The 18,745-nt window shown below is 65.1% G+C and carries 20 protein-coding genes and 1 riboswitch; of the genes, 10 read left to right on the top strand and 10 right to left on the bottom strand.

The window, feature by feature from the left end; all coding sequences use genetic code 11:
• Positions 1 to 47: 47 nt before the first annotated feature.
• A riboswitch (cobalamin riboswitch) is annotated at positions 48 to 263 on the bottom strand.
• Positions 264 to 299: 36 nt separating this feature from the next.
• Both cobO and QJT82_RS01230 read left to right on the top strand, forming a co-directional pair.
• The gene (gene cobO, locus QJT82_RS01235) at positions 300 to 953 is read left to right on the top strand and encodes a cob(I)yrinic acid a,c-diamide adenosyltransferase (RefSeq protein WP_051448214.1); all 654 of its coding nucleotides are present in this window, start codon (positions 300 to 302) and stop codon (positions 951 to 953) included.
• Between the two features lie 11 nt (positions 954 to 964).
• Positions 965 to 2,413: a cobyric acid synthase gene (locus QJT82_RS01230; protein ID WP_028345174.1), complete on the top strand. Its 1,449-nt coding sequence runs from the start codon at positions 965 to 967 to the stop codon at positions 2,411 to 2,413.
• A gap of 181 nt (positions 2,414 to 2,594) precedes the next feature.
• On the opposite strand, the gene cobD is transcribed toward QJT82_RS01230, so the two are convergent.
• Both cobD and cbiB read right to left on the bottom strand, forming a co-directional pair.
• A complete protein-coding gene (gene cobD / locus QJT82_RS01225; RefSeq protein ID WP_028345175.1) occupies positions 2,595 to 3,560 on the bottom strand; it encodes a threonine-phosphate decarboxylase CobD in 966 nt (321 codons plus the stop codon).
• A gap of 11 nt (positions 3,561 to 3,571) precedes the next feature.
• Complete coding sequence (gene cbiB, locus QJT82_RS01220) at positions 3,572 to 4,513, bottom strand: adenosylcobinamide-phosphate synthase CbiB (RefSeq protein ID WP_028345176.1); 942 nt, start codon at positions 4,511 to 4,513, stop codon at positions 3,572 to 3,574.
• 149 nt (positions 4,514 to 4,662) lie between these two features.
• Between cbiB and cobU the strand changes: the two genes are divergently transcribed.
• The 5 genes from cobU (at position 4,663) to QJT82_RS01195 (ending at position 7,116) form a co-directional block, all read left to right on the top strand.
• Entirely contained in the window at positions 4,663 to 5,166 is a 504-nt protein-coding gene (gene cobU / locus QJT82_RS01215) for a bifunctional adenosylcobinamide kinase/adenosylcobinamide-phosphate guanylyltransferase (protein WP_028345177.1), read from the top strand.
• Positions 5,167 to 5,198: 32 nt separating this feature from the next.
• On the top strand, positions 5,199 to 5,831 hold the full coding sequence (gene bluB / locus QJT82_RS01210) for a 5,6-dimethylbenzimidazole synthase (RefSeq protein WP_028345178.1): 633 nt from the start codon (positions 5,199 to 5,201) through the stop codon (positions 5,829 to 5,831).
• A gap of 76 nt (positions 5,832 to 5,907) precedes the next feature.
• On the top strand, positions 5,908 to 6,153 hold the full coding sequence (locus QJT82_RS01205) for a hypothetical protein (RefSeq protein ID WP_245288961.1): 246 nt from the start codon (positions 5,908 to 5,910) through the stop codon (positions 6,151 to 6,153).
• The gene (locus QJT82_RS01200) at positions 6,150 to 6,359 is read left to right on the top strand and encodes a CbtB domain-containing protein (RefSeq protein WP_035634278.1); all 210 of its coding nucleotides are present in this window, start codon (positions 6,150 to 6,152) and stop codon (positions 6,357 to 6,359) included. Before QJT82_RS01205 ends, QJT82_RS01200 begins: the two co-directional genes overlap by 4 nt.
• Before the next feature lie 10 nt (positions 6,360 to 6,369).
• On the top strand, positions 6,370 to 7,116 hold the full coding sequence (locus tag QJT82_RS01195) for a CbtA family protein (RefSeq protein ID WP_028345180.1): 747 nt from the start codon (positions 6,370 to 6,372) through the stop codon (positions 7,114 to 7,116).
• Here the strand turns inward: QJT82_RS01195 and QJT82_RS01190 are convergent.
• Entirely contained in the window at positions 7,099 to 7,926 is an 828-nt protein-coding gene (locus tag QJT82_RS01190) for a dienelactone hydrolase family protein (RefSeq protein ID WP_028345181.1), read from the bottom strand. The genes QJT82_RS01195 and QJT82_RS01190 overlap by 18 nt on opposite strands.
• Before the next feature lie 104 nt (positions 7,927 to 8,030).
• Here QJT82_RS01190 and QJT82_RS01185 point away from each other — a divergent pair, with 104 nt between their 5' ends.
• Entirely contained in the window at positions 8,031 to 8,954 is a 924-nt protein-coding gene (locus tag QJT82_RS01185) for a helix-turn-helix domain-containing protein (RefSeq protein WP_028345182.1), read from the top strand.
• 35 nt (positions 8,955 to 8,989) lie between these two features.
• Here the strand turns inward: QJT82_RS01185 and QJT82_RS01180 are convergent, their stop codons facing one another.
• A complete protein-coding gene (locus QJT82_RS01180; protein ID WP_028345183.1) occupies positions 8,990 to 9,685 on the bottom strand; it encodes a DUF4336 domain-containing protein in 696 nt (231 codons plus the stop codon).
• A gap of 211 nt (positions 9,686 to 9,896) precedes the next feature.
• Here QJT82_RS01180 and QJT82_RS01175 point away from each other — a divergent pair, with 211 nt between their 5' ends.
• Positions 9,897 to 11,264, top strand: coding sequence for a glycosyltransferase family 87 protein (locus QJT82_RS01175; protein WP_196238269.1), 1,368 nt, complete (start codon positions 9,897 to 9,899; stop codon positions 11,262 to 11,264).
• A 295-nt stretch (positions 11,265 to 11,559) separates the two neighbouring features.
• On the opposite strand, the gene QJT82_RS01170 is transcribed toward QJT82_RS01175, so the two are convergent.
• The 4 genes from QJT82_RS01170 to chvE all read right to left on the bottom strand — a co-directional run bounded on the left by QJT82_RS01170 (position 11,560) and on the right by chvE (position 16,459).
• The gene (locus tag QJT82_RS01170; protein ID WP_051448216.1) at positions 11,560 to 12,393 is read right to left on the bottom strand and encodes an inositol monophosphatase; all 834 of its coding nucleotides are present in this window, start codon (positions 12,391 to 12,393) and stop codon (positions 11,560 to 11,562) included.
• 57 nt (positions 12,394 to 12,450) lie between these two features.
• A complete protein-coding gene (mmsB, locus tag QJT82_RS01165) occupies positions 12,451 to 13,641 on the bottom strand; it encodes a multiple monosaccharide ABC transporter permease (RefSeq protein WP_028345186.1) in 1,191 nt (396 codons plus the stop codon).
• Positions 13,638 to 15,218 (bottom strand): multiple monosaccharide ABC transporter ATP-binding protein, encoded by a 1,581-nt coding sequence (gene mmsA / locus QJT82_RS01160; RefSeq protein WP_028345187.1) that lies wholly within the window; start codon positions 15,216 to 15,218, stop codon positions 13,638 to 13,640. Before mmsA ends, mmsB begins: the two co-directional genes overlap by 4 nt.
• Before the next feature lie 167 nt (positions 15,219 to 15,385).
• Entirely contained in the window at positions 15,386 to 16,459 is a 1,074-nt protein-coding gene (gene chvE / locus QJT82_RS01155; protein WP_028345188.1) for a multiple monosaccharide ABC transporter substrate-binding protein, read from the bottom strand.
• Between the two features lie 138 nt (positions 16,460 to 16,597).
• Between chvE and QJT82_RS01150 the strand changes: the two genes are divergently transcribed.
• Positions 16,598 to 17,026 (top strand): hypothetical protein, encoded by a 429-nt coding sequence (locus tag QJT82_RS01150; RefSeq protein WP_155258882.1) that lies wholly within the window; start codon positions 16,598 to 16,600, stop codon positions 17,024 to 17,026.
• 46 nt (positions 17,027 to 17,072) lie between these two features.
• Here the strand turns inward: QJT82_RS01150 and QJT82_RS01145 are convergent, their stop codons facing one another.
• A complete protein-coding gene (locus QJT82_RS01145) occupies positions 17,073 to 17,789 on the bottom strand; it encodes an HAD-IA family hydrolase (protein WP_028345189.1) in 717 nt (238 codons plus the stop codon).
• Positions 17,786 to 18,727 (bottom strand): CbbX protein, encoded by a 942-nt coding sequence (gene cbbX / locus QJT82_RS01140; protein ID WP_051448217.1) that lies wholly within the window; start codon positions 18,725 to 18,727, stop codon positions 17,786 to 17,788. Before cbbX ends, QJT82_RS01145 begins: the two co-directional genes overlap by 4 nt.
• Between the last annotated feature and the right edge of the window lie 18 nt (positions 18,728 to 18,745).

Raw genomic sequence — 18,745 nt, 5'->3', positions numbered from 1 at the left:
ATTTTGGACAGGTTCGTTCCCCGTCGCGGAACACCCCGTCCGCCGGTCTCACAACATGCTGCGTTGGCAGGTCTCCCGGCTTGCGGAGCAGGTTTTACCCTTCGATGCCCACCTTCCCGACTCCGTATGGAATCAGTGGCTTGGGCATCTCTCCGGTCACGGTCGCGGGGGCGGCTGCGCTTCGGGCGAACCTTGCGGTCTTCGCCCTATCGCATTCCCTCTTCGCCTGTCGTAGGACAGGAACCAACGCGGGCCCACCATTCGTCCAAGCCTCGCACTTGTCAAGCCGAAGGAACGTGATGATTTCAGATGGAAACGACGCTGAAGACGCCGCCGTCGGCACCGATTCTTCGCTGGATGCACGCCATGCGGACAAGATGGCGAAAAAGAAGGCCGCCCGCGACCGCATCATGGCGACCAAGAGCGGCGAAAAGGGCCTGATCATCGTTCATACCGGCGCCGGCAAAGGAAAATCGTCCTCAGCGTTCGGCATGATCGTGCGCTGTGTGGCGCACGGCTTTCCCTGCGCCGTGGTACAGTTCATCAAGGGCGCCTGGGATACCGGCGAGCGCCGCCTGCTCACCGGGCATTTCGGCGATCTCTGTCAATTCCACGCCATGGGCGAAGGCTTTACCTGGGAGACCCAGGATCGCGCCCGCGACATCGCGGCAGCGCAAGCCGGCTGGGAGAAGGCCAAGCAGCTGATCGCAGACCCGAGCCTGCGCATGGTCGTGCTCGACGAGATCAACATCGCGCTGCGCTACGATTACCTTGCGATCGCCGACGTCGTCGACTTCCTGACCACGTCGAAGCCGCCGATGACCCATGTCGTGCTCACCGGGCGCAACGCCAAGGAGGAGCTGATCGAGATTGCCGACCTCGTCACCGAGATGACGCTGGTGAAGCATCCGTTCCGCTCCGGCATCAAGGCCCAGCCGGGCGTCGAATTCTGACAGACATCACCATGGCGCGCGCATTGATGATCCAGGGAGCCGGCTCGGACGTGGGCAAGTCGCTCATCGTCGCCGGCCTTGCGCGCGCCGCCCGACGACGCGGCCTGCGCGTGCTGCCGTTCAAACCGCAGAACATGTCGAACAACGCCGCCGTGACCGTCGACGGCGGCGAGATCGGACGTGCGCAGGCGTTGCAGGCGCTGGCCGCCGGCGTCGAGCCGCACACCGACATGAACCCGGTGCTGCTCAAGCCCGAGACCGATGTCGGCGCCCAGATCATCGTGCACGGCAAACGGATCGCGACCGCACGCGCGCGCGAATATGCCGGCATGAAACCATCATTGATGGGCGCGGTGCTGGAGAGTTTTGCACGCCTGAAGGCGCGCGCCGATCTGGTGCTGGTCGAGGGCGCCGGCAGCCCCGCCGAGGTCAACTTACGCAAAGCCGACATCGCCAATATGGGCTTTGCACGCCGGGCTGACGTGCCCGTAGTGCTGGTCGGCGACATCGACCGTGGCGGCGTGATCGCTCAGCTCGTCGGCATCAAGACGGTGATCGCCCCTGACGATGCCGCGATGATCCGGGGCTTTGTCATCAACAAATTCCGCGGCGATCCGACATTGTTCGATGACGGCTACCGGCTGATCGAAGAGCGCACGGCGTGGCGCGGCTTTGGCGTGCTGCCCTGGTTCGTCCGCGCCGGCGAGCTTCCGGCGGAAGATGCGCTCGGGCTCGGCGAGGCGCGCAAGCCCGGTCAGTGCAAGATCGCGTTCCTTGCGTTGTCGCGGATCGCCAATTTCGACGACCTCGATCCCCTGAAGCTCGAGCCCGGCGTCGATCTCGTGATGGTACGTCCGGGCGAAGCCATCCCGGGTGATGCAAAGCTCGTCATCCTGCCCGGCTCGAAATCGACCCGCGGCGACCTCGCCTTCCTGCGCGCGCAGGGCTGGGACATCGATCTCCTCGCGCATCATCGCCGCGGCGGCCATGTCCTCGGCCTGTGCGGCGGCTACCAGATGCTCGGGCACACCGTCGCCGATCCCGATGGGATCGAGGGGCCCGCCGGCGAAACGCGCGGCCTCGGGCTGCTCGATGTCACGACCACGATGACCGAACAGAAGACGCTGACGCGCGTCAGTGCGGTGCATGAAGCGACCCATCAACCGATCACCGCCTACGAAATCCACATCGGACGCACCGACGGCCCGGATCGCGCGCGGCCTTTTGCGTTGCTTGATGGTGCAGCTGAAGGGGCGGTTTCGGCCAGCGGGCGCGTTCACGGCAGCTATCTGCACGGCCTGTTCGCCTCAGACGGATTTCGCAAGGCTTACCTTGCGCAACTCGACATCGCGGCGGCGGATCAGCCTTATGGCGCCAGGGTCGAGAGCGCACTCGATGCGCTTGCCGAGCACATCGAGACCCATCTCGATGTCGAAGGTTTGCTTGCGCTGGCGCGTTAAAGCGAGATGATTCCTTTTCACCTCGCCCCGCGTGCGGGGAGAGGTCGGAACGCATCGCTAGATGCGTTCCGGGTGAGGGGGAGCCTCCGTAACCGCAGCTGTCGCCGAATATGCGGATGCGGCCCCTCACCCCAGCCCTCTCCCCGTAAGAACGGGGAGAGGGAGCGCAGCGCCGTCGCAATCAGCGCGACAACACGGAGGAAAGGCGCGACCATTCCGCCTCGCCGCCCGGCAAGCCGAGCCGCAACCATCCCGGCTTTTGCCGGAAGACACGCGACCAGATCTGGCCGCGGGCAAGCTTCTCCTGCGCGGCCAGCGCATCGCCGACCTCATAAAGCCGGAACAGCGGCGTGCCGCCGCGCAGCGTCCAGCTCTGCGATCGCGCTGCCGCGTCGAGCCTGACGCAGTCGTCCGCGAGCCGCGCGGCTGTCGCCTCTGCCCAGTCGCGATCGAGCAACGCGCGCCGTCCGATCGCAATCGCGGCACCCGAAACCGGCCATGGGCCCGCCATCGCGGCAAGCGCGGCGATATCAGCCTCGCTGCCGACCGCGAAGCCGAGGCGCAAGCCGGCAAGTCCGTAAAACTTGCCGAATGAGCGCAGGATCAGGAGCCCCGCGCGTCCTGCTTCCGGTGCAAGGGACAGCTCAGGAACGGCGTCCGCAAAACTCTCGTCGATGACGAGCCGGCCAACGCGCGGCAGTAGTGCCAGCAACTCCTGCCGATCATGGCGTCGTCCATCGGGATTGTTCGGATTGACGACGATCGCAATGTCCGCTCCCGCGAGCGCGGTGAGATCGGACACCTCGGCGACGTCCCAGCCGGCGGCCGACAACACCGCGGCATACTCATTGTAGGTCGGCGCCAGGATCCGCGCCCGCCCCTTGAGCGCCAGATGCGGCAGCAACTGAATGGCGGCCTGCGCACCACCCATCGCCACCATCGGCGCGTCGGTGGCATAGGCTTGCCGCGCGGCGTCGTGGAGCGATTCAAGATCGGATCGCGACGGCAACGCGCTCCAGTGCCGCGGCTCGACATCGACCAGGGGATACGGCGCCCGATTGATCCCGGTCGACAGGTCGATCCAGTCGTCCGCGGCGCCGCCGAAGCGCTGCTGGGCGACATCAAGATTCCCGCCGTGCTCACGCATGCGCCGCTCCTTCACGCCAGCGCCAGGGCGACGAACGCCGCAGCCAACAGCACCATGGCGTAGCGATAGAGCTTCAGCCCGGTGAGGACGTCAGCGGCAGCCGGATCGCGCGCCCCCTCGTTCAGCCACGGCTCATCGGCGATGTGACCGTGATAGATGCGGGGACCGCTGAGCCGGACGCCGAGCGCGCCGGCCATCGCGGCTTCCGGCCAGCCGGCATTCGGCGAGCGATGGCGATGCGCATCGCGCAACATGCATGACCACGCCTGCGAACGGTTCGGCGCGAGCAGCACGAACAGAAGCCCGGTCAGCCGTGCAGGAACGAGATTGGCGAGATCGTCGATCCGGGCGGCTGCCCAGCCAAAGGCTTCGTGCCGCTCGGTGCGGTGGCCGATCATCGAGTCCAGCGTGTTGATCGCCTTATAGCCAAGGATCCCCGGCAGGCCGAACAGCGCGCCCCACAACACTGGCGCCACGATGCCGTCGGATGCATTCTCGGCAAGGCTCTCGATGGTGGCGCGCGCGATGCCGGAATCGTCGAGCGTAGCCGGATCACGCCCGACAATCTGCGCGACCGCCAAACGTGCGGCCGTGATGTCGCCGGATGCCAAAGGATTTGCCACCGCGGCGACATGGTCATGCAGCGAGCGCACGGCAACCAGCGGCCATGCCAGGACACCAACAAGGACAACGCGAACCCATCCGGATGCGAGCACGAACTGAACGGCCCAACCGAGCGCCACCACCAGCGCGATCACCGAGATCGCGGCCGCGACGCCAGCCAAACGCCGAAACGCCGGCGGATCGGAGGCGCGGTTCCAGGCGCTATCGACAAGATGGATCAGCCGGCCGAGCCATGTCACGGGATGGCCGATGCGGGCAAACAGCCACTCCGGCCAGCCGATCAGGGCATCCACCGCCATCGCCACCGCCATCGCTCCCGCAAAACCCACGATAACCCTCTCCTCGCCGCGGTCCCCCTGATGCGCAAGACATCGGCCGAGCGCAAGCCCTCCGTGACGGATTTCGGCTTTGTCTTTCTCCGCGATTGGTGGTTAGAGCGTTTGTGAACGACGTGCGTACCGGTCGCACAGGAGATGATATGGCCGTTATTCTGATCACGGGGGGAGCCCGGTCCGGCAAAAGCCGGCGCGCCGAACTTCGTGCGCGCAACTTTGCGGGGCAACCGGTCTATATCGCGACCGCCGAAGCGCTCGACGCGGAAATGGATGAGCGGATCGCCAAACATCGCGCGCGGCGCGGCAACGACTGGATCGAGCGCGAGGTGCCGCTTGATCTCGTTGAAGTGCTGTCCGAGACCGATGGCGGCGGCGCGAGGCTGGTCGATTGCCTGACGCTCTGGTTATCCAATCTGCTGCATGCCGGGCGCGACTGGTCGCAGGAAGTGACGCGTCTGGCGGATGCGCTGTCGCGCCAGCACGGCCCGGTCATCCTGGTCACCAACGAGGTCGGTCTCGGCATCGTGCCGGACAACGCATTGGCGCGGACTTTCCGCGACGCCGCAGGAATCATGAACCAGACTATCGCCGGCATCGCCGACGAGGTCGAGTTCGTCGTTGCGGGCCTGCCGATGAAGCTTAAATGAAGTCCGAGATCGATCCTGCCAAAGGCCCCACGATGGTCTCATTCGACGATACGTTTCGCCGCCAACTGCACGAGCTGTTCGTGTGGCGGCGGGACGTGCGGCGGTTCCGGGCCGATCCGCTGCCAGATAACACGATCGAGCGGCTGATCGAGATCGCCTGCCTGTCGCCTTCGGTCGGCCTGAGCCAGCCCTGGCGGTTCGTCATTGTCGACGACGAGGCACGACGCCGCGCTGTCATCGACGACTTCAAGGCCTGCAACGCCGATGCGCTGCGGTCCTATTCGGGCGAGCGCGCCGCAAAATATGCCGCATTGAAATTATCAGGCCTGGAGGAAGCGCCGGGCCATCTCGCCGTGTTCGCCGAGAAGACCGACCGGATCGGCGCCGGTCTCGGCCGCGCGACGATGCCGGAGACGTCGGAATATTCCGTAGTGGCCGCGATCTGCTCGATGTGGCTTGCCGCGCGCGCCGAAGGCATCGGCATCGGCTGGGTGTCGATCCTCAATCCGGAACGCATTCATGGCGTTCTGGAAATCCCGGACTCCTGGAAATTTATCGGCTATCTCTGCATCGGTTACCCTCAGACCGAATGCGACCGTCCGGAGCTCGAACAGGCCAAGTGGGAATCGCGGCGAGGTCCGGATGAATTCACCATCCGACGCTGACCGAGCCCCTGCCGGCGACGGCACCTCGAGCTGTGACGCGCACTGGCGCGCCGACATCGCCTCGCTGGTCTTTCCCGTGCCGGAGCACAACGCGATCTGCGCGGTGCATCGGGGCGCCTTTCGTACGCTGCTTGGCGCCGATCCGACGGTGGACGCATGTCTCGCCCATTTCAGACGGTTTGAACACGCCTTCAAGACAGCCGCGCGCGCCAAGATCGAGCGCAAGCGCATTCCCCTTGGAACAAATTTGCATCTTACCAGTCGCGACATCACCCGAAAGCTGCTAGAAGCCGATCAAATCGAATGTGGAGAACGACCATGAGCCAGTCCCAGACCGCGCAAACCCAGGTTACTCAAGCTCAGGTCACGCTGCCGATCGCTACCCGGCAGATCGGACGGCTTGCACAGTCGTTGATGGCCATGACGCTCGGCCTGTTCATCGTCGGCGTGGTCGGCTTCTCGCACATCGACGTGATCCACAACGCCGCGCATGACGTGCGCCATTCCAACGCCTTCCCCTGCCACTGATCCCCTTGGCATGAGCACGTTTCGCTCGATCGTCTTCTCGTCGGTCATTGCCGGATTCATCGTCGGCCTGATCGTCACCGCGGTCCAGCAGTTCGGCACCGTTCCCCTGATCCTCAGGGCCGAGGTCTATGAAAAGGCGGCCGCGCACAAGCACGAGGCCTCGGCGACACCGCAGGCGATCCTCGTGCATGATCATGCGGATCATGATCATGGCGCGGAGGCCTGGGAGCCGCGCGACGGTTTGGAGCGCAACGTCTATACCGCGGGGGCAAACATCCTGACCGCGATCGGCTTTGCGCTTCTGCTCTGCGGCTTCCTCGCGGTTCGCAGCGGCGCGACCGGCGAGCCGATCTCGTGGCATGAAGGCTTGATGTGGGGCCTTGCGGGCTTTGCCGTCTTCACCATTGCTCCGGGCCTCGGACTGCCGCCTGAATTGCCGGGCGTTCCCACCGCTCCATTGCTGTCGCGCCAGATCTGGTGGGTGACGGCGGTGCTGGCGACCGCAGCCGGCCTCGGGCTGATCGTGTTCCGGCGCTCGATGCCGGCCGCCATCGCCGGCGTGGTCCTGATCATGCTGCCGCATCTGATCGGCGCGCCCGAACTGGAGCATGTCGAGACCAACGTGCCTTCGTCCCTGTCGCATCAGTTCGTGGTCGCCGTCACGCTGACCAGTCTGGTGTTCTGGTCCCTGCTCGGCAGCCTGACGAGCGCCGCATTCGCCTATTTCGATCGGCCGGGCTCATCCGCTCACGGATGACAGCCGCTGCCTGAAAAACGCCAGGATCTCATCGCGGGCCGCGATGGTCGGCTGGCCGACCTCGTCGATCAGATGCACAGTCACGACGCTGTGCGGTGTCGTGACGAAATTCCGGAAGAACGGCGGCACATCGCGGTTCGCCGCGCTGTCGGGAAGCACTCGCCCGATGAATCGGTCGCCGAGCGCCTCGCGATAGGCCGCAAAGCGCTGCGCCATGCAGAACTTGTCACCCGCAAAGCGATAGGCCAGCACGGTCAGGTCTTCGCGCTCCAGCCGCTCACGCACCGCTTTGACTTGCTCCGGTGCGATCTCGATGCCCGCCGGATCGTTCAATGGCAATGACGGCTGCGAAAGCACCGGCGCCAGCATCGACGGCTCCAGCATCATGGTGAGCGCGAAATTGCCGGTAAAGCACATCCCGATGGCCCCGACACCGGGACCGCCGCATTCGCCATGGGCAAATCGCGCCAGCGCGCGCAGCCATTGCGTCACGGGACTGGACTGGTTTGCGGCCATCGCACGAAACTCCGCGCTGACGCAGGCGCGCTGAAACACCGCGGCGCCCTCCTCCGCGCTCGCGACGGCGCCGTCGCTGCCGAACAGCGACGGCATATAGACGGTGAAGCCGGCATCGCGAACCCAGCGGGCGAAGCGCGCCACATGCGGGCTGATACCCGGCATCTCCGCAATCACGATCACCGCGGGACCTCCGCCGCCAACATGGACGGTCTTGCCGGCCCCATCGAGGGTAATCTGGCGGCGCTCGAAATCCTCGAGCGGATCGTCCTGGGTCATCGGCCGGTTCGGCATCGGCGGTCCTCCTGATCGAGATCGGCAGCGTCTCGTCGTCAGAGTTGCGATTTTCCGGCCGGGCGGCTAGTGTCAAAAATGACATTGATCGCGGATTTTATGACATGACCAGGATCGCGGTTGTCGAGATCGACGGCTGCCTCGCGTCGGCGGCCGCCATCACCCACGACGTGCTGGCCACCGCCAACCGGATCAGTACGACGAAGCGCGCGCGCTTCGAGGTGACGACGCTGCGTTATGGGCCGAGGCGGCAAGGCGGCCGATTGCGCGGCGCCGACCTCGTCATCGTTCCCGGGCTCGGCTCGGCATCGGCCGGCGAACTGGAGCGGAAGCTCGCGACACCGGCATGTCGGCACGCCCGCGACATGCTGATCACGGCGTTCGCGAACGGCGCGATGCTCGCCGCGTCCTGCGCCAGCAGCTTCCTGCTGGCGGAGACCGGCCTGCTCGACGGCAAGCGCGCGACCACGACGTGGTGGTTCGCGCCGCTGTTTCGGCAACGCTATCCGAATGTCGAGCTGATGACGGAGCGGATGGTGGTGGCCGACTGGCCGATCGCAACCGCCGGCGCGGCGATGGCGCAGATGGACCTGATGCTTGCGGTGGTCACGCGTTTCGGCGGCCCGGCGCTGGCCAAGGGCTGCGCCAACTACCTGCTGCTTGGCGAGCGGCATTCGCAGGCGCCGTTCATGGCGATCAATTATCTTGCCAGCCAGGACCCCAAGGTCGCCAGGGCCGAGAAATGGGTGCGCAGCAACATCGCGCGCGACTTCACGATCGGGGACGTCGCCGCTGCGGTGGCGCTGGCGCCGCGGACATTTGCCAGACGGCTCGAGTCGATCTGCGGCGTGTCGCCCATTCAATTCGTGCAACGCATCAGGATCGAGACGGCGCGGTCGCTGCTCGAGACCACGCGCCTGTCGGTCGAAGAGATCGCGGGCAAGGTTGGATATTCCGAGCCATCGACCCTCCGCCGGCTGATCCGGCGCGAAACGCAGCATTCGCCGCGGCATTTCCGCTCAGGCTGACGATCCGCAACGACGCCGCATCCGCGATGAAATCATCACGCCGAGAGCCACGCGAAGGCGCGGCGCAGAAATGCCGGCGCATCCTTTTCGACTGGCGTGCCATGGGCCATCAGCACCTTTTCGGCGGGCCACGCCAGAATCCTTTGCAAACCCGCACGCGCGGCGCGGCGGCCCGTGAAGGCAACGCGGAACTTGCGCGGCACCGACGGCTCCGGCCCGACCATCAGGTCGAGTTTCGCGATCGTCGCCCGCCAGCCGGAGACCAGTTCGGGAGGGATCTGCTGCAGCAAGTCGGTGAACAGCACGGTGCCGCTTTCAACATGGAAGAACACCACCTCCGAGGTGATCAGGTTGCCGCGCATCACCACCTGATCGATCTGGCCGGCCCAGTCGAGGCTCGGCGCGTCCGCGAGATCGGCATCGAAGCCGAGGTCACGGCGCCGCTTGCGCAGACCCGGCGGGGCGTGAAGCACAGCGGCCGGACAGGCCTGCTTCCACTCGGCGAGGAACAGATGGTGCAGCGAGTTGGGGGCCACGATGTGCCTGACCTGACCGAGCGCCGCCACGCCGGCCTGCAATTCCTCCGTCCACCGGACCGGCGACCAGATGAAAAGGCCGCCGTCCGATAATCTGACGACGGCCATCCGGGTCGGATAGTGAAACCCGGCGACCGCAAGGTTCGGTCCCCCGGCAATCCAGATGTCGTGGCCGAACTGCTGCAATACCGCCATTCGCGATGAACCTTGACCGTCAAGCGCCGCACGCTCCGCCGGCGTTGCGGGTTCATTTACCATGCCCGGCGTGACAGGCCGCGGACAAGGGGCAATGTCGATCATCGGTTCCGATTGCGCCGCGGCCAATTGCAGCGATCGGGTTTACGCAACCTTAGACGATTTGATCCAAATGTTGCGCGTGCACGACGCGATTGGGATGAAGCGGCCGATGTCGCAGAAGTCGGACCTCGAGGGACACAGGCTGGCCTTCGCTGATGACGCCGCGCGTCACCTCGCGGCGAATGACGCGGATCGTGGCACTGTGATGCCACGCGCAACCACCGGCCGGATGTCAAGCGCGTCCACGAGTCGGCCGCAGGCGGCAACCGCGCATTCACCGCGGTCCGGCGCCGGCGCGCTGGTCTCCGCGCTGCGCGAGGCCGACTGGCTTACGGCTGACCGTGTCACCGCCTTCACCCGCGTATTTCTCGTCCTGTTCATCGGCTGCATCGCGATCATCCCATGGGCTGCACCGACGATGGATGTCGGCCATGATTTCGCGGCGTTCTGGACCGCGGCAAGGCTCGCGCTCGAAGGCCGCGCCGGCGACGCCTATGGCGACGCAGGCCGCGCCGCTGTAGCCGCCGTGCTCGGTCAGAACACCTACGCACCATTCTTCTACCCGCCGACGTCGCTGCTGTTCTGGCTGCCCTTCGCACTGGTTCCCTTTGCAACGGCCGCCGTCATCTGGATCGTCGCGACCGGCGCCGCCTATGCGGCCGCGGTGAGGGCCATGCTCGAGCGAGGCTCCGTCGTTCCCGCGCTCGCCTTTCCCGCCGTGTGGGTGTGCGCGCTGTTCGGACAGAATTCGCTGTTCTCGGCGGCCCTGCTCGGCGGATCGGCCGTCACGCTGGACCGCTATCCGGTGATCGCCGGCGCGCTGATCGGGTGCTTCAGCTACAAGCCGCAGATCGCCCTGCTTGCACCGCTGGTGCTGATCCTGGCGCGGCGCTGGCGCGCGCTCGCCGCGGCGGCCGCAACGACGCTCGTGCTTGTGCTGGCGGCCACCGCCTCCTTCGGGATCGATCCGTGGATCAAGTTTGTTGCCGTTCTGCCGGAGGCAAGCGCCTGGAGCCTCGGCGGCGGACCCGGTTTCGAGAAGTTCGCCAGCCCCTATGCCGCGGTCAGGCTGGCCGGCGGATCCAGCAGCACGGCCTGGCTCGTCCAGGTGACCGCGGCCGCGATCGCGATCGTCGTCCTGATCCTGGTGCTGCGAAAACGTCCCGGCGGCGCCGCCGAGATCGCGCTGATGGTGGCGATGACCGGCCTGTGCGTACCGTCGCTCGGCAACTATGAGGTCGTGATCCTGGCGATCCCGGGCGCGTGGCTGATCGCGCAGGCGCTTGCGCAGGGCTGGCTGCCCTATGAACGCATCGCCCTCGCTGCGCTTTATTTGACGCCCTTCGCCATGGTGCCTGCGGGCGCCAACGGCCTGCAACTGGCACCGATCGCCGCTGCGGCCGTTGCCATCCTTGTCGTGCGCCGCATCAGGCATCTGGCACTGCTGGATGCTCCGGCCGAAATCGCCAAGCACTGATTTGCCCGACGGCGCAAGCTCCTTTGCGAAGACGCGAGGCGGACGGCGAAATCGTGCAGGCCTGAAGCCCTGAGCGAAGGCATGACCCACAAACGACGACCCATATTGGGTGTCGTCCCGGCGAAAGCCGGGACCCATAACCACAAATGCTGATTGTTGAACGATGTTGGGACGACGAGTCCCGTTCACAACACCTGCCGCGGGGTATGGGTCCCTGCTTTCGCAGGGACGACACCGAACAAGCTGTTTGACAGTTGAATCCGAAAGCGAAGCAACGAACCGCACGTCCTGCTTCTTATCCCGCTGGCACCATGATCGCCTGCCGCGCCGCGTGCCAGCTCGCCTCGTCGGGTGCGCAGAGCAAGCCGCCGGTCAGATTGACCGGCCGGTAGGGTGATCCGTCGAAATGCGCGCTGTAGCCGCCGGCCTCGCGATGCAACAGCCAGCCCGCGGCATGATCCCACGGCATCAGCTTGTTGTAGAACAGCACGTGGCAATGTCCGGACGCCGCCATGCGATACTCGTGCGCGGCGCATCTGAGCCAGGCGCTGCCGCCGAGCCTGGAAAGATTGCCGGCGACAATCGTGCGCAGCGGCTCGGGCAGGAAGTTGACGCCGACGATCGCATCCATCTGCTTGACCCGCACGGCGGGAGCCACCTTCAGGTCATGCCGCCGGCCGTCCGGCATCGCGAGCCACGCGCCCTCGCCGCGCAGCGCGAATGCGGTGTCGTTGCTGACCGGATCATGGATCGCGCCGAACACGATCTCGCCGCGCATGGTGGCGGCCACCATGGTGCCGAACAGTGGCAGGCTCGAGGTGAAGTTCCGCGTGCCGTCGATCGGATCGATGATGAAGGCAAGTTCCGCGGTTCCGACCTGATCGAGCGCGGCCGGATCACGCGCAGTGCCTTCCTCGCCGATCACAACCGCATTCGGAAACGCCCGCAGCAGCGCCGCCGATATCGCCTGCTCGGCCAACTCATCGGCTTCGGTGACGACGTCGAATGCCGACGTCTTGGTGCGGACCTCGATCTCGCGCACGCGGCGGAACCGCGGCATGATCTCGCTGCGGCCGACTTCGGCAAGGATGGCTCCGATATCAAGCGCGTCGGCATGGGACAGTTTCACGCGGTATTCTCCTGCGTTGCGCCGGCATCCTATCGCGGCATTGTGACTGCGTGGCGGTCAGCGGCGCTGGTTGTAGACATCGATGCAGACGGCGCCAAGCAGGACGAGGCCCTTGATCACTTGCTGATAATCGATGCCGATACCGAGGATCGACATGCCGTTGTTCATGACGCCCATGATCATGGCACCGACCACCGCGCCGCCGACCCGGCCGACGCCGCCATAGGCCGACGCACCGCCGATGAAGCAGGCGGCGATCACATCGAGCTCGAAGCCGAGGCCGGCCTTCGGTGTCGCGGTGTTGAGCCGGGCTGCGAACACCAGCCCGGCGAGCGCGGCCAGCACGCCCATGTTGACGAAGGTGAAGAAGGTCAGCCGTTCGGTCTTTACGCCCGACAGTTTCGCCGCCTTGGCATTGCCGCCCACCGCGTAGATCTGCCGCCCGATCACCGTCCGCCGCGTGACGAAGCCATAGAGCGCGATCAGGACAGTCATGATCACGAGCACGTTGGGCAGGCCGCGATGCGAGGCGATCAGGTAGGTGAAGTAGAGCACCGCGCCCGCCAGCGCGATGCTCTTGACGATGAAAAACGCGTAGGGCTCGACGGCGATGCCGTGCGCCTGCTCGCGCGCCCGACTCCTGGCGGTGGCCAGGACCAGGACAAACGCCAGGACGATGCCGATCGCGAGCGACGTCGGATAGAGCGTGCCGGCGCTCGGGAGCAGCTCGGGGATGAAGCCCGACGACAGCTTCTGGAAGGTCGGCGGGAACGGCCCGACCGACTGGCCCTGCAGCACCGCAAGCGCGAGACCCTTGAACACCAGCATGCCCGCCAACGTCACGATGAAGGACGGAATGCCGAAATAGGCCACCCAATAGCCCTGGGCCGCGCCGATCGCGGCGCCGACCAGGAGGCAGGCGACGAAGGCGATCGGGTAGCTGACATGGTAGCGCACCATCAGCACCGCCGCGACGGCGCCGACGAAGCCCGCGACCGAGCCGACCGAAAGATCGATATGCCCGGTGACGATCACCAGCAGCATGCCGAGCGCCATGATGACGATGTAGCTGTTCTGCAGCACGAGATTGGTGAGGTTGAGCGGCTGCAACAGCGTGCCGTCGGTCACGATCTCGAAGAACAGCATGATCGCGAGCAGCGACAGCAGCATGCCGTAGTTGCGCAGATTGTTCTTGATGAAGCCGGAATGCCTGGGGGTCTCGGGAAGTGATACCGTCTTGTCAGTCATGGTGCCCCTCCTCCGGCGCGTGCCGCCCTTTCGTCGGCGCCGCGTCCGGACATTCTGACATTGCGCATGATGGCGCGCATGATCTTCTCCTGCGTCGCGTCGTGACTTGCGAACTCGCCGACGAAGGCGCCGTCATTCATCACGCAGATCCGGTCGCAGATGCCGAGCAGCTCGGGCATCTCCGAGGAGATCACTACGACGCCCCTGCCGGCCTCGGCCAGCTCGTTGATGATGGAGTAGATCTCGTATTTCGCCCCGACGTCGATCCCGCGTGTCGGCTCGTCCAGCAACAGCACCCTCGGATCGGTCATCAGCCATTTCGACAGGACGACCTTCTGCTGGTTGCCGCCCGAGAGGTCGCCGGTCGCCTGGTAGACGTCGGAACAGCGAATCCGCATCCGGGTGCGGTAGTCGCTCGCGGCTTTCAGCTCGGCGACATCGTCGATCACGCCGCGCTCCGACACCTGGCGCAGGCTCGCCACCGTCACGTTCTTGCGGACGTCGGCGGCAAGGATCAGCCCGAGCTGCTTGCGGTCTTCCGTGACATAGGCGATGCCGGCATCGATCGCGGCCGGCACGCTGGACAGATCGGCCTCGCGTCCATCGAGGCGGACCCTGCCGGAGACGTTGGTGCCCCAGGCGCGGCCGAACAGGCTCATCGCGAACTCGGTGCGGCCGGCGCCCATCAGGCCGGCGATGCCGACCACCTCGCCGCGCCGCAGCGTGAAGTCGACGTTCTTGATCACCTGCCGCTCGGGATGCAGCGGGTGATACACCGACCAGTTCTCCACCGTCATCACGGGTTCGCCGATCTCCGCCTTCCGCTCGGGGAAGCGGTGCGCGAGATCGCGGTCGACCATGCTGCGGATGATGCGGTCCTCCTCGATGCGCTCGATCCGGCAGTCGATGCTGTCGACGGTGCGGCCGTCGCGCAGCACCGTGATGCGGTCGGCGACGCGCGCAACTTCGTTCAGCTTGTGCGAGATCAGGATCGAGGCGATGCCCTGCTCGCGGAAGGCCGGGAGACGCTCGAGCAAGGCGGCGCTGTCGGCTTCATTCAGACTGGCGGTCGGCTCGTCGAGGATCAGGAGGCGCACCCGTTTGGACAGCGCCTTGGCGATCTCGACGAGCTGCTGCTTGCCGACGCCGAGGTCGGTGATCAGCGTGTCCGGCGGCTCCCGCAAGCCGACCTGCGCCAACAGTTCGGCGGTCCGCCGATGCACCGCGTTGCGGTCGATGACGCCGAACCGCGACGGCGGATGCGACAGAAAGATGTTCTCGGCAATCGACATCAGCGGGATCAGCGCCAGCTCCTGATGTATGATGATGATCCCGAGCGCCTCGCTGTCGTTGATGTCGCGGAAGCGCCGCTCCTCGCCGTCGAACACGATCGACCCATCGTAGCTGCCGGCCGGATAGACCCCGCTCAGCACCTTCATCAGGGTCGACTTGCCGGCGCCGTTTTCGCCGACCAGCGCATGGATCTGCCCGGCCTCGACGGTGAAGCTGACGTCGCGCAACGCCTGCACGCCGGCAAAGCTCTTGCTGACGCCGCGCATCTCAAGCATTGCCGTCATCGGATCAGGTCCCGCAACGTCGATCGTCCCCGGCGCGGCTCGCCGCCGCTTGCCCGGCGATCCGCCTAGAGCCTATTCCGTTCCGATTAAATCGGAACGGGGCTCTGGATTCTAGTTTTGACGCGTTTTCCTCACGCGAACCGGTAGCCACTTCGCTCGAAAACGCTCTAGTCGAATTGCGAGCGCTTGTAATAGCCGCTGTCAATCAGGACTTTCTCCCAATTGGTCTTATCCACCACGACCGGCTTGAGGAGATAGGACGGAACCACCTTGACCCCGTTGTTGTAGGTCTTGGTGTCATTGACGCTGACCTCCTTCTTGCTCAGCACGGCGTCGACCATGTCGGCCGTCACCTTGGCGAGGTCGCGGGTATCCTTGAAGATGGTCGAATATTGCTCGCCGCGCAGCATCGCCTTGATCGATGGTACCTCGGCATCCTGCCCGCTGATGTACGGCATCGGCTGGTCCTTGCTGCCGTAGCCGACGCTCTTCAGCGAGGAGATGATGCCGATCGACAGGCCGTCATAGGGCGACAGCACCGCATCGACGCGCTTCTTGCCGTAGAACGCACTGAGCAGGTTATCCATGCGCGCCTGCGCGGTCGCACCGTCCCAGCGCAGCGTCGCAACCTTGTTCATGCCCGTCTGGCCGCTGCCGACCACGAGCTTGCCGCTGTCGATATAGGGCTTCAGCACCGACATCGCACCGTCGTAGAAGAAGTACGCATTGTTGTCGTCGGGCGAGCCGCCGAACAGCTCGATGTTGAAGGGCCCCTTGCCCTCCTTGAGCCCGAGCGCGTTCTCGATCGACTGGGCTTGCAGCACGCCGACCTGGAAATTGTCGAAGGTCGCGTAATAGTCGACGTTGGGGGTGTCGCGGATCAGGCGGTCATAGGCGATCACCGTGATGCCCTGGGCCTTGGCCTGCTTCAGGACATCGGACAAGGTGGTGCCGTCGATGGCGGCAATGACCAGCACCTTGGCACCCTTGGTCACCATGTTCTCGACCTGGGAGAGCTGGTTCGGAATGTCATCTTCGGCATATTGCAGATCGGTGCCGTAGCCGCGCTCCTTCAGCACCTTGACCATGTTGTTGCCGTCGTCGATCCAGCGTGCCGAGGATTTTGTCGGCATCGCGATGCCGATGGTCGGCTTGCTCTGGGCCATGGCGTCGCGATCCGACACCGCCGCGGCAAGGCCGGCCAGCACGAGCGCAAACAAGCTGGTCTTCAATTTGGACATGCTTCACTCCCTCGTTTTTTTGAGTTGGGATACCCTTGCCGTGCACAGCGTCCATCGACGGCTATCGTTCGTGGGCGGACCGCAGATCTACGGCGGTGTCGGATCGGCGCCGGGACCGTCACGAACCGAAGTTGCGGAATGTCGATCGAACCCGTCAACAGCGCCAATGCTCGCTCCGCACGATCGGCCATGTCGATCCTGCAAGGCCGGGTTCAGTCGCGAGTCATGTCGTGGGACGAACGCGGCGCAGGAATGACGTGGAGGATCATGGGGCGCCAGTCTCCCGGAATTGTTGGCGAGCGCCAGCATGCGCCAGAACTTCTGGCGGTGTGGCACGGCTTTCTGCGCCCTTTGATTGATGTTGCTCCCACCGTACGGATGCAAGCACCGACTGGCCATTTATTTAATTATCCGAATAAATTGATCGGAGGCGGGGAGGATTGTGAGGCGCTATCCGGAAATGTTGACAAGTCCCATTGCCCTCCAGGTGGCGCGGCATCACTTTTGGCAACCTTCGGTGGGATTGTGCCCCATACCCCGCTATGGACGCAAGCGCCATTTATTTAACAGGCAGAATAAAATTGCCGGAACTGCCGGCCAGCGGCCTCAATCTTCAGGCGTCGATGTCAGAGAGATCGTCAACAACCAGCAGCGCCTCGGCAAAATCGTCGTCGCTGAAATAGGTGCTGCGGGTGATGACCACGGGGATGCCGGCGCCTGCCGCGGCGGCAAGGCCGTTGCCGGAATCCTCAACGGCGACGCAATCTCCCGGCCCGAGCCCGAGCCGCGCCAGAACCTCGACATAGACGTCCGGCGCCGGCTTCTTCCGCGGCACGTCGTCACCGGCAACGATCGCCTCGAACTGATCGGCCCAGTCCAGCCCGAGCGAAACCGAAAGCAGCGCATCGATATTGCCGTGCGAGGTGGTCGTTGCGATCGCCAGGCGCTGGCCGCGGCTGCGCGCGCCGGCGAGCCAGGCCCTGACGCCCGGCCGCAACGGACAACCGCCCGCGGCAATCAGCGCGGCGTAGCGCGCGGTCTTGATCCTGTGCAGGTCGGCGATCTCGGCGAATGTCAGCATTGGGACCGCGTTGCGCTGGTCGAAGGCGCGGATGCGCTCCTTGCCGCCGGCCACCCGAATCAGCCGCGCGTAAGTGACATGGTCCCAGAACCAATCGAGGCCGGCTTCGGCAAAGGCTTCATTGAAGGCGCGGCGGTGCACCTCCTCGGTTTCGGCGAGCGTGCCGTCGACATCGAAGATCAAGGCGCGGGCGCTCGCGATGATGTCGCGCATCCCGGCGGACCGGATCACGGCGAGCGCCTCGTTCATCGTGCCTCGCCCGGCGCACCGGCGCCTTTGACGAACACCCGGCTGGCGAGCACGTCGCCGGCCTCGATCGACATCACGTCGTCGGCGGTGAGCGTGCGGTCGAGCTTCGCCACGATCCGGTTGGCCTGGCGCAACCGGATGCGATCGAGCGCATTGCGGATCGAGCGTGCATTGGAGAACAGCGGTTGTTCCTTGCGAATGCCGATGTATCGGGTGAAGGCATCGCGTGCTTCCGGGGAGAAACGATAATTCTGCTGTTGCAACATCAGCTCGGCGATCCAGAGCAACTCGCCGTCCGAATAGTCCGGGAAGTCGATGTGATGCGCGATGCGGGAGCGGAATCCCGGATTGCTCTGGAAGAATTTCTCCATGCGGTCGCCATAGCCGGCCAGGATCACCACCAGATCCTCGCGCTGCTGCTCCATGATCTGCAGCAGGATCTCGATCGCCTCCTGTCCGTAGTCGCGCTCGTTTTCGGGGCGATAGAGGTAATAGGCCTCGTCGATGAACAGCACGCCGCCCATCGCCTTCTTCAATATCTCTTTCGTCTTCGGCGCGGTGTGGCCGATATATTGCCCGACAAGGTCATCACGCGTGACGCTGATGACGTGGCCGCGGCGGACGAAGCCGAGCTTGTGCAGGATGCCGGCCATCCGCAGCGCGACCGTGGTCTTGCCGGTGCCGGGGTTGCCGGTGAACGACATATGCAGGGTCGGAAACGTCGTCGCCAGCGCCATCTTCTGCCTGATGCGTTCGACCAGCAGCAGCGATGCGATCTCGCGGATACGGGTCTTCACCGGCTTCAGGCCGATCAATTCGGAATCGAGCTGGTCGAGCACGTCGCCGATGCCGAGGTCGGCGAATTCATGACGAAGGTCGATGGTCTCGAGCGGGGTCTCGCGGATTTGTTCGCTGATCTGTTCTTGCGCCTGGGTCATGATCCTCTCGCCTGGAAA

It is taken from the genome of Bradyrhizobium sp. Mp19, from assembly GCF_029952935.1.
GTDB classification, from domain to species: domain Bacteria; phylum Pseudomonadota; class Alphaproteobacteria; order Rhizobiales; family Xanthobacteraceae; genus Bradyrhizobium; species Bradyrhizobium elkanii.
The sequence above is the reverse complement of the archived record's forward strand: the minus strand, read 5'-3'. Positions and strand labels throughout refer to the sequence as shown.